At 40.3% G+C, this 10,114-nt stretch carries 10 protein-coding genes; 6 read left to right on the forward strand and 4 right to left on the reverse strand.

Annotated elements, in window-relative coordinates:
- The first annotated feature begins 155 nt into the window (after positions 1 to 155).
- The 3 genes from DBR11_RS15455 (at position 156) to DBR11_RS15465 (ending at position 3,243) form a co-directional block, all read left to right on the forward strand.
- Positions 156 to 1,940 carry an aromatic amino acid hydroxylase gene (locus DBR11_RS15455; protein WP_108553557.1) on the forward strand — a complete coding sequence of 595 codons (1,785 nt, stop codon included), beginning with the start codon at positions 156 to 158 and terminating at the stop codon, positions 1,938 to 1,940.
- A 3-nt stretch (positions 1,941 to 1,943) separates the two neighbouring features.
- Positions 1,944 to 2,645 carry an SDR family oxidoreductase gene (locus DBR11_RS15460; protein ID WP_108553558.1) on the forward strand — a complete coding sequence of 234 codons (702 nt, stop codon included), beginning with the start codon at positions 1,944 to 1,946 and terminating at the stop codon, positions 2,643 to 2,645.
- Positions 2,646 to 2,724: 79 nt separating this feature from the next.
- Positions 2,725 to 3,243 carry a C40 family peptidase gene (locus DBR11_RS15465; RefSeq protein WP_108553559.1) on the forward strand — a complete coding sequence of 173 codons (519 nt, stop codon included), beginning with the start codon at positions 2,725 to 2,727 and terminating at the stop codon, positions 3,241 to 3,243.
- On the opposite strand, the gene DBR11_RS15470 is transcribed toward DBR11_RS15465, so the two are convergent.
- Positions 3,240 to 4,133: a flavin reductase family protein gene (locus DBR11_RS15470; protein WP_108553560.1), complete on the reverse strand. Its 894-nt coding sequence runs from the start codon at positions 4,131 to 4,133 to the stop codon at positions 3,240 to 3,242. The genes DBR11_RS15465 and DBR11_RS15470 overlap by 4 nt on opposite strands.
- Positions 4,133 to 5,128 (reverse strand): fumarylacetoacetate hydrolase family protein, encoded by a 996-nt coding sequence (locus DBR11_RS15475; protein ID WP_108553561.1) that lies wholly within the window; start codon positions 5,126 to 5,128, stop codon positions 4,133 to 4,135. Before DBR11_RS15475 ends, DBR11_RS15470 begins: the two co-directional genes overlap by 1 nt.
- A gap of 397 nt (positions 5,129 to 5,525) precedes the next feature.
- Here DBR11_RS15475 and DBR11_RS15480 point away from each other — a divergent pair, with 397 nt between their 5' ends.
- The 3 genes from DBR11_RS15480 (at position 5,526) to DBR11_RS15490 (ending at position 8,977) form a co-directional block, all read left to right on the forward strand.
- Positions 5,526 to 6,692 (forward strand): homogentisate 1,2-dioxygenase, encoded by a 1,167-nt coding sequence (locus DBR11_RS15480; RefSeq protein WP_108553562.1) that lies wholly within the window; start codon positions 5,526 to 5,528, stop codon positions 6,690 to 6,692.
- Positions 6,693 to 6,758: 66 nt separating this feature from the next.
- Complete coding sequence (hppD, locus tag DBR11_RS15485) at positions 6,759 to 7,889, forward strand: 4-hydroxyphenylpyruvate dioxygenase (RefSeq protein ID WP_108553563.1); 1,131 nt, start codon at positions 6,759 to 6,761, stop codon at positions 7,887 to 7,889.
- A 179-nt stretch (positions 7,890 to 8,068) separates the two neighbouring features.
- Complete coding sequence (locus DBR11_RS15490; protein WP_108553564.1) at positions 8,069 to 8,977, forward strand: YihY/virulence factor BrkB family protein; 909 nt, start codon at positions 8,069 to 8,071, stop codon at positions 8,975 to 8,977.
- Here the strand turns inward: DBR11_RS15490 and DBR11_RS15495 are convergent.
- Both DBR11_RS15495 and DBR11_RS15500 read right to left on the reverse strand, forming a co-directional pair.
- Positions 8,974 to 9,249: a hypothetical protein gene (locus tag DBR11_RS15495; RefSeq protein ID WP_108553565.1), complete on the reverse strand. Its 276-nt coding sequence runs from the start codon at positions 9,247 to 9,249 to the stop codon at positions 8,974 to 8,976. The genes DBR11_RS15490 and DBR11_RS15495 overlap by 4 nt on opposite strands.
- 184 nt (positions 9,250 to 9,433) lie before the next feature.
- Entirely contained in the window at positions 9,434 to 10,021 is a 588-nt protein-coding gene (locus tag DBR11_RS15500) for a porin family protein (RefSeq protein ID WP_108553566.1), read from the reverse strand.
- Between the last annotated feature and the right edge of the window lie 93 nt (positions 10,022 to 10,114).

Here is a 10,114-nt window from a genome sequence, read left to right on the forward strand (position 1 = left end):
CAACAAAATAAATAATTTAAAATTTTTCCAATTCCCTTTTAGAACTAAACCATATATATTCCCAGTCCAAACCAGGCAACAACATTAACTCCTCTAGATTTTATTTGTTTAACTTTACCCAACTGATTTAACTAACCAGATCATAAAAAACTGTGATGTCCGATTTCAACGACTTTAACAACCCACAAGTGGCTAAACTGCCAAAACACCTAAGGCAATTCATTGTGGAACAGCACTATGAAAAATACACACCAATAGACCAGGCGGTGTGGCGCTATGTAATGCGCCAGAATTACAGCTACCTGAAGCACGTTGCCTATTATCCATATATAAAAGGATTACAGCGTGCAGGCTTAAGTATAGAACGCATACCTGATCTTCAGACCATGAATGACAATCTGGGCAAGCTTGGCTGGGGTGCCGTTACCGTAGATGGTTTTATCCCTCCTGCTGCTTTTATGGAGTACCAGGCCTATCACGTACTGGTTATCGCTGCCGATATTCGTCAGATCAATCATATAGAATACACACCCGCGCCGGATATCATTCACGAATCTGCAGGACATGCCCCTATCATTGCAGATGCGGATTACAACAGTTATTTAAGCTACTTTGGCTCTATTGGTGCAAAAGCAATGTTTTCTTCCAAAGATTTTGAACTCTATGAGGCCATACGTCATCTTTCCATTTTAAAAGAAGCCGTAGACACCAATCAAACAGAAATAGAGAAAGCAGAAAAACATCTGCGGAAAATTGCAGACAATATGGGCGAACCGTCAGAAATGGCCTTACTTGGCCGCCTGCACTGGTGGACTGTAGAGTATGGCTTGATTGGCACTTTAAAAAATCCAAAAATCTATGGTGCAGGTTTGCTTTCTTCTATCGGGGAGAGTTCAACCTGTATGAAAGAAGACGTTGAAAAATTGTGGTATACCATGGACACCATCAACTATCAGTACGACATTACCAAACCGCAGCCTCAATTATTTGTCACTGAAACCTTTCAGAATTTAATCGACGTACTCGAACAATTTGCAGACACCATGTCTTTTAGACGTGGAGGTGCAGAAAGTATCCACAAAGCTATAGAATGCAAAAATCCTGCAACCGCAGTGTACAGCTCTGGTCTGCAGGTGACCGGTACATTTACCGATATGGGCACAAATGAAAAGGGTGAATTGAGTTTCATTAAGACGACAGGAGGTACCGCACTGGCTGTTGAAAACAAACAATTGGAAGGGCACGGCAAGCACTATCACAAGGACGGTTTTTCTTCTCCTGTAGGCAAACTAAAAGGAATAAATACTTCTGTTGAAGAGATGAATGCTACCGAATTGGAGATGCACGGTATTTCTGCAGGACAACACGCAAACCTCATTTTTGAAAGTGGCATTCAGGTAAAAGGAGAAGTTACCCACATACTTCGGCACGAGGACAAAAATATCCTGATCAGCCTGGAGAATTGTACAGTGAAAGAGGCCTCCGGAAACATCTTGTTCCAGCCAGAATGGGGCACTTATGATATGGCTGTGGGAGAAAAAATCATTTCCGTATTCAACGGATCAGCAGATAAAGAAGCTTTTGATGAAATTATCCATATTAGCCAGAAGAAAACACATAAAATAACCTATGATGAACATACACAGCATCTACATCAATTGTATGCCCGGGTACGTTCCATAAGGGAAGATAATATCAATACAGAAGAACTACCCGGACTGTTTCTGTTTCTGAAAAACGAATATCCTGAAGACTGGCTTTGTGCCCTGGAAATCCTGGAAATAGTTTACCACAAAAAGCTCTTTCCCGAACTGGAGGGGGAAATACGTAACTACCTTACCTACAAAGCAACTACAAAATCAGATTACAGAAAACTCATTACTGACGGTCTTATTGTTATTGAGAATCCCGTTAACCAATTAATTACTGAAGAAGATTAACACATGAATATAGTACTTACTGGCGCCAGCAGCGGAGTTGGTTTCGAAGCCGCTTTAGAATTTAGCTTAAGGACAGAAAATCACATCGTTTGCATTGCCCGCTCTGCAGATAAACTGAGAAAACTACTGGAAATAGCTAAAGGTATCAACCCGGATTGCAATCTGCTTCCGGTAGAATTTGACATCGTAAATGACGACTACGCAGCTCTTATTCCTTTCTTAACGGAAAGACTTGGGCATGTAGACATCCTGATCAACAATGCAGGTGCGTTGATTAATAAAGCCTTTAAAGACACCAGTGTACAGGATTTCGCAGAAATGCTGCAAAGTAATGTACTGGGTCATTTTAATATGATCAAACATGTCTTACCTCTGATGAAAAGTGGCAGTCACATTGTCAATATAGGTAGTATGGGCGGGTTTCAGGGCAGTGTTAAATTTCCAGGCCTGTCGGCTTACTCTTCCAGCAAAGCTGCACTTCATACCTTAACAGAATGTCTCGCTTTTGAACTGGCCGAGACAGGCATTAAAGTCAATTGTCTGGCCCTCGGATCAGCTCAGACAGAGATGCTGGAACAAGCTTTTCCAGGTTACCAGTCTCCCGTTATGGCCTTTGAAATGGGTAAATATATTGCTGATTTTGCAAAGACCGGACACAAATTTTTTAATGGAAAGATTATTCCAGTTGCAGTAACCACGCCATAAATCAAGGTGTAAGGGTGATAATCATCAAGTTATCAACATTATAACCATGCCATAAATATTTTAATATCTTTGGCTGTATATGAAGAAAACCCTTACACTTTTTTGTTTTGTGTTCTTTTTCGCTCTGCAAGGCAAGTCACAAACTGTTGTTCCCCTAAAATTTCAGCAAATTGTTCAGAAACTGGTTTTGCAATTACCTGCACAGCAAACAGCAGGTCAGTTGATCAGCTTTGCAAAGACCCTGATCGGAAGTCCTTACCATTATGCCTCCCGCAATCCAAAACGAGGTTTCGATTGTTCAGGTTTTGTCAGTTATGTATTTGAAAACTTTGGATTCAGTGTACCACGTTCTTCCAGAGAATTTCCTGATGCCGGAACGCCCGTATCTCTGGAAAATGCAAAAGTTGGAGACGTTCTGATCTTTACGGGGACTAACCCACGCATCCGAAAAATCGGGCACGTAGGTATAATTTATTCTATTGATGGTGATCAGATCAAGTTTATCCACTCTACTTCTGGTAAGGCGCATGGTGTAACGATCACTCAAATGGATGATTATTACCGAAGCAGATTCATTAAAGCGGTTAGCATCATCTAAGTTTCCAGAAGCACCACTTTCAGGGCCTCTTGAATGTATCCTCCCTGCAGCAATTGTTGTGCAAGTTCATGGAGTTCCCGTTCCCGGGTGCCTGCATCTCCGATTGTCGCATCAAGAACTTCTTTTACGGCTGGATGATACCGGATCAACTCTATTTCTTCCGCTTCGGGCAGTATTTCTACGTTTCCCAGCATACCCAGATCATTACCAGTAAGTACGAACGAGTTTCTGACCGCATGGGGTAAGGCATCAACACCTATTCCAAGTGTAGTTAGCGGTTTAGCTACTTTAAATAAGTTCTCTGGCGTCACCCGGCAATACCAATCTCCTCCCAAACGGGCAACCAGATCTATTTTAGCCTGGTCTATTTTACCCTCCTCATCCAGAATCTCCTCCTTGATATGGATAAGCTTAATTTCGGCAAGCACAAGATTACCTGCACCGGGATTTTCGCCTAAATGGATCACTTCTGTAATGACACATTCCATTTGAACCGGCGCCTCAGCCACCCTTGGCGGTCGGACCAGCTGGGAAGGCTGCATGGTAAAACCGGCCTTTTCAAATTCATTAATCCCCTTGCCATATTCTGTACTGGCCAGACTGGTTTGCTGAACCATGGCGTAATTCACAATATTGATCACACACTCCTTCACCTCCAGTACATTTTCCAAAGTATGTTTGGTTGTATTGTCTCTAACCCTCCTGGCTGGCGAAAAGACACACAAAGGCGGGTTCGTACTAAACATATTAAAGAAACTAAAAGGACTGAGATTGATATTTCCTTCCAGATCTATTGTTGTTGCAAAACAAATGGGCCTCGGTGCAATCGCATATTGTAAATAATTCTGCAATTGCGCCGGGCTCAGATCAGATGTTTTTATGGTCAGCATTATTTTTTAAGAGCAAGTATAGAGAAATCCGAATCTGCTTTTTTGATGGTATTGATCAGCCTGCCCAAACCGGTAATTTCCATTTCAACCTCATCACCATCTTGCAACCATTGCGGCCTGAAATCCGGATTATTTAACAAACCAGTACCATTCAGTTCCAGGAAACAACCTGTTCCAACCGTTCCTGAACCAATCACATCCCCAGGCAAAATATCCACACCATAGGCACAACGTTCTATGATTTCTGCAAATGTCCAGTCCATATCCGCCATATTGCCGGCAGATACTTCCACTCCATTTACTGTACAAATCATTTTAAGATCATAGGCGTTACCCGTATGACCCGGTTTTGCCGCCGTTTTATACGCTTCCAGTTCATCTGGAGTAACCAGCCACGGGCCAATCACCGTAGAGAAATCCTTTCCCTTAGCCGGGCCAAGATTCAGCAACATTTCTTCCATTTGCAGTGTTCTTGCGCTCATGTCGTTCATCACCATGTAACCTGCTATATAATCGTCGGCCTCTGCTGCTGTAATATTTCTTCCCTTTTTTCCGATAACAATAGCGACCTCAAGTTCAAAATCCAGTTTTTGAAAATGATCAGGCATACATTCTATCTCACCTGGTCCCTGGATTGCATTATGATTGGTAAAATAAAAGATGGGATACTGATCAAATTCTGCAATCATTTCTACTTTTCTATTGCGTCTGGCTGCTGCCACATGCTGACGAAAAGCATAACCGTCCCGGCAGGACGTGGGATGAGGCACCGGCGCCAGAAGTTCGAAAAAAACCTCTTCTTTAGGCGCTATTTCACCTGCTTTGATCTGAGCATCCACTTTCTTTGCCTTTTCCATCAAAACCTCCCCACCCTGCAAAAAAGCATTCATTTCATCCGGCAATTGTTTATCACAAGAATTTAAATTGTAAATGTGTCCGTTTACGAATACACCAAGATGTTCTGTGTCTTCTGTCTTATAAGATACTAGTTTCATACTTTTTACATTTAGGTACGATCTGTAAGGACCAGCTTTTCCTGGTACATTTCATACGGTTATTTGATTTTGACAGCCAAAGCTAGAAAAAATTAGTCCAATCCTGGTTATAAAAACTTGCAGAAATAAATAGACCTGACAGACTTGCATGGTTAAATATAATTTCATTAACTTAGCACTACAATTATGACAGACAGTAATCTTACCTATCAGAAACAGATTTCCAGCCAGGTCCTGGCGGCTTTCAGATATGCAATGCTGTCCAAGCTCATCTTTGCTCAATATTCTTTCCTGTAACATTTCTTTAGGACGTACACTTACGCTCTGATTTATAAAACGTTTCCCGTTTTAATCTGTTTTTAACAAAGTTACTTACGTTAACCAAATATCTAACGATATGCCTATATATCATACTTTAGGATCAATTCCTGCAAAACGTCATACCGTTTTCCGTAAACCTGACGGTGAACTTTATGCCGAAGAATTGGTATCTACCGAAGGGTTTTCAAGCCTTTATTCCCTGGTCTATCACTGCCACCCCCCCACTATTGTAAAATCACTGGGTGAGCCTTACTCTGTCGAACCAAAAATTGCACGGGAAAAACATTTGAAACATACCAGTCTGATCGGCTTCAACATCAAACCGGAAGATGATTACCTGAAAAGCAGAAAGCCCGTGTTGGTCAACAGTGACCTGCATATCTCTCTGGCTGCACCAAGAAAATCCATGACGGATTACTTTTACAAGAACAGCCAGGCGGATGAAGTGATCTTTATCCATGAAGGCAGTGGAACACTGAAGACAGGTTTTGGAAAGATCAAATTTAAATACGGCGATTACGTTGTGGTTCCCCGCGGCACTATTTACCAGATGGAATTCAATGATGAGAACAACCGCCTTTTTATCATAGAAAGTTTTAGTCCGATACGCAGTCCAAAACGCTATCGCAATGAATATGGTCAGTTAATGGAACATTCCCCTTATTGTGAAAGAGATATTAGAAAACCTACCGATCTGGAAACTATAGACGAGTTTGGTGATTTTAAAGTGCTTATTAAAAAACAAGGGCTGATCTATCCTTATACTTATGGTACCCATCCTTTTGATTTTATTGGATGGGACGGGTTTCATTATCCTTGGGCTTTCTCCATTCACGATTTTGAACCTATAACAGGCCGTTTACATCAACCTCCACCGGTACATCAAACCTTTGAAGGACATAATTTCGTGATTTGTTCTTTTGTACCCAGGAAATACGACTATCACCCTTTATCCATTCCAGCCCCCTATAACCACAGCAATGTAGACAGCGACGAAGTACTGTATTATGTAGATGGCGATTTTATGAGCCGAAAAAGCGTAGTAAAGGGACAAATTACCCTCCATCCAGGTGGTATTCCCCATGGTCCTCACCCCGGTACAGTTGAAAAATCTATAGGAAAAGAAAAGACCGAAGAGCTTGCTGTGATGATTGATCCTTTCCGTCCCTTGATGCTGACAGAAGATGCGCTTAGCATTGAAGATGAAAGCTACCATAAAAGCTGGCAGATCAACATAGAATAAAACCGTTATGAGTAAATACTCACAAACAGCAATGAAACGAAACTAACTCTATTAAATAAAAAAACAATGTCAACACAAACATTCGCAGAAAAGATTTCTAAAGCACAGGATTTCCTGCCCATTAATGGAACCGATTATATCGAGTTCTATGTAGGAAATGCGAAACAAGCTGCACATTACTATAAAACAGCATTTGGATTTCAATCCCTGGCTTATGCAGGACCGGAAACTGGTGTCCGCGACCGAGCTTCCTATGTACTCAAACAAGGAAAGATCCGTTTGGTCTTAACTACAGCCTTAAAATCAGAAAGCCCAATTGCAGAACATGTTAAAAAACATGGTGATGGCGTTAAAGTGCTTGCTTTGTGGGTAGATGATGCATACAGTGCTTTTGAAGAGACAACCAAACGCGGTGCAAAGCCTTACTTAGAGCCTGTTACCCTAACGGATGAACACGGTGAAGTCCGCATGTCTGGTATTTATACCTATGGTGAGACCATCCATATGTTTGTAGAGCGGAAAGCCTACGAAGGTGTATTTATACCTGGTTACCAGGAATGGAAAAGTGACTACAATCCATCAGATGCAGGGCTATTGTATATTGACCATTGTGTAGGAAATGTAGGCTGGCACAGAATGAATGATACGGTAAAATGGTATGAAGATGTTATGGGATTTGTGAATATCCTTTCTTTTGACGACAAACAGATCAATACAGAATATTCAGCGTTGATGAGCAAAGTGATGAGCAATGGCAATGGATTCTCTAAATTCCCGATCAATGAACCTGCAGAAGGAAAAAAGAAATCGCAGATTGAAGAATACCTGGAGTTCTATGAAGGTGAAGGCGTTCAGCATATTGCTGTAGCCACCAAAGATATTCTTAAAACTGTCTCTGAATTAAAATCCAGAGGAGTAGAATTTTTAAGTGCTCCTCCGGAAGCCTATTATAATATGATGCCGGAGCGCGTAGGCGAAATTGACGAAGAAATTGAAAAGCTGAAAGCATTGGGCATACTGGTGGATTGCGATGAAGAGGGTTATTTATTACAGATCTTCACTAAACCTGTGGAAGACAGACCGACTTTATTCTTTGAGATTATACAGAGAAAAGGGGCTCAATCTTTTGGTGCGGGGAATTTTAAAGCCCTATTTGAATCACTTGAACGTGAACAGGAACTAAGAGGAAATCTATAGTTTTATCTAAAAATACTTATTCATAGTGAAAACTGAGAAGGCCGGCGAAGATTTCCCGGCTTTTCTTTTTACTATCTTAATTCATAACATTCTTGTTTCATTGATAAAGCACTGGCCCCGGAACATAGAATATCACAAAAAATAAGTACTTTCGGTTCAAAAAGGCGATAAAAAGGGGAATGATTAGGAACTGGACACATGAAATAAAGAGATTTGTAGTACATTTTAGAATTGCATTTAAATTATTTCAAAAAAACGACCCTTTACGTTTGGCCGGTGCTACTGCATTTTTTGCAAATTTTGCACTTCCTCCCATCTTAATTATTCTGATCCGGTTATTTGGTTTTTTTATAGACAAAAAAGTGTTGGTCAACCGTCTTTTCGAAAGACTTGCCAATTTACTGGATGAAAGCAGTATCCAACAAATAAGGCAAACTTTGAGGAATATACGGGGGTTGGACCAGAACTGGTATGCAACTTTATTTAGTTTTATTTTCTTTTTGTTTGTCGCAACCACCTTATTCAGCGTAATTAAGAATTCTATGGATCAGATTTGGTCTATCGGTATCAAAGATAAATCTTCTTTCTATTTTAAACTGAAATTAAGAGCCCGGTCTATGGTGATCATACTTCTTGCAGGTCTGTTGTTTTTTGTGGGACTTCTTACAGATAGTATCCAGGTATTTATTGGGGCCTATATCAAAACTGCAGCACCAACATTTAGCAAGTTCCTTCTTCTGGGCCTCAACCAACTACTGTTTATTGCTATTGTAACCATCTGGTTTACGGTGCTTTTCCGCTTTTTAACCAATGGAAGACCTACCTGGGCTTCTTCAATCAGAGGAGGAATTTTGACCGGTGTATTTTTTGCAATTGGCCGCTACATTTTACGTATCATGCTGCCTTTAAGCAATATAGGGAATATATATGGTGCTTCTGGCTCTATAGTACTCATCATGTTATTTGTATTTTATTCCTCTTTTATCTTTTACTTTGGTGCTTGTTTTGTAAAAGTATTGAGCGAAGCCAGAAAAACTCCAATAAGGCCTATCAAAGGTGCTTTCAATTATGAACTTAAAGAGGTTTAACCTGCTCGCTGCACCTGCTCATAACCCTGAACTTCAAAAACTGCAAGCTGATCCAGTAAATTGTAATGTAAAGTCCCAAAGAAGTTAACAATACCGTCTTTGTTTTTTCCCTCAATGCAAATACTCTCTTTAACAATATCTTTATGCTGCCTGTTACTGTCCTGAAGGATGGTATCTTCATCCTGGATCCTAATATCTTTAGCTTCGATAGAAAATTGTTTCAGCAGCTCAGAGAAGCTCCTGCCATTGAGCAATAGTTCTTTAATTTTCATGGCCTTAGTTTTTTTGAATAGATTTAGTTAGCGGTTTTCAATAGCAATTTTAACGCCAAAACAAAAGGGTAACTTCTTAAAAGCTACCCTTTTAAACAACTCATAAAAAGCTGAAGGTTTTAACCGCTGCTGTTTCGTCAGGAAGACAATATTCCTGTTGAAAAAATGTTAATAAATAGTTTTTCTAAAATAACTTGTAAGCCAAGCCAAAAGTAAACAGGTTCAACTTAGTGTCATTATACCCATCTCTCCCTATTTTAGAAAGTCCTTTTTCATATCTAAGATCTATACCTAAGCCGCCTATATCCAGACCTGCACCAAATTGCCATGCAAAATTCTGTCCTTTAAAGTCTCCTTTAAACACGTTGCCTGCAGCTGCACCAAAAGATTGTTTATCATCCAGAATAAAGGACACCACAGGACCAGTATTTAAACGTACCCCGATACCAGCAGCACCAATCTTGGTTCCAATCAACACCGGAACATCCAAACTGGTAAATTTCACTTTATTTTCTCCGCCAGCATCATTGGTCAATGTGGCGTTTTTACCACTTAAGTATAGCTCAGGTTGTAAATGTATTCCTGCAGCGCCTATACGGGCCCAAAAGCCTGCATAATAACCAGCGCGGTTATCGCTGTCAAATGTATTGCTGGTACTAAACTTGGAAAGGTTCGCTCCTCCTTTAATACCAAACTGGAAACTTGGTAATACTTGACTGAATGCTGCTGCGCCAACAAAAAGAAACAATGCAGAAAGTAATATTTTTTTCATAATCGGTGTTAATGTAAAGTATTTAAATTTATGTAAAACTAAGAATATTTTTAATTCGAAGTATATTATGTAAATTTATGTACTATTCTGTAC

The organism is Pedobacter sp. HMWF019 (assembly GCF_003061025.1).
Lineage (GTDB): Bacteria > Bacteroidota > Bacteroidia > Sphingobacteriales > Sphingobacteriaceae > Pedobacter.

Coding starts and splice junctions, on each gene's coding strand:
- DBR11_RS15470 (WP_108553560.1), bottom strand. CDS start 4,133: ATGCTGACCATAAAAACATCTGATCTGAGCCCGGCGCAATTGCAGAAT.
- DBR11_RS15465 (WP_108553559.1), top strand. CDS start 2,725: ATGAAGAAAACCCTTACACTTTTTTGTTTTGTGTTCTTTTTCGCTCTG.
- DBR11_RS15475 (WP_108553561.1), bottom strand. CDS start 5,128: ATGAAACTAGTATCTTATAAGACAGAAGACACAGAACATCTTGGTGTA.
- DBR11_RS15495 (WP_108553565.1), bottom strand. CDS start 9,249: ATGAAAATTAAAGAACTATTGCTCAATGGCAGGAGCTTCTCTGAGCTG.
- DBR11_RS15455 (WP_108553557.1), top strand. CDS start 156: ATGTCCGATTTCAACGACTTTAACAACCCACAAGTGGCTAAACTGCCA.
- DBR11_RS15490 (WP_108553564.1), top strand. CDS start 8,069: ATGATTAGGAACTGGACACATGAAATAAAGAGATTTGTAGTACATTTT.
- hppD (WP_108553563.1), top strand. CDS start 6,759: ATGTCAACACAAACATTCGCAGAAAAGATTTCTAAAGCACAGGATTTC.
- DBR11_RS15460 (WP_108553558.1), top strand. CDS start 1,944: ATGAATATAGTACTTACTGGCGCCAGCAGCGGAGTTGGTTTCGAAGCC.
- DBR11_RS15500 (WP_108553566.1), bottom strand. CDS start 10,021: ATGAAAAAAATATTACTTTCTGCATTGTTTCTTTTTGTTGGCGCAGCA.
- DBR11_RS15480 (WP_108553562.1), top strand. CDS start 5,526: ATGCCTATATATCATACTTTAGGATCAATTCCTGCAAAACGTCATACC.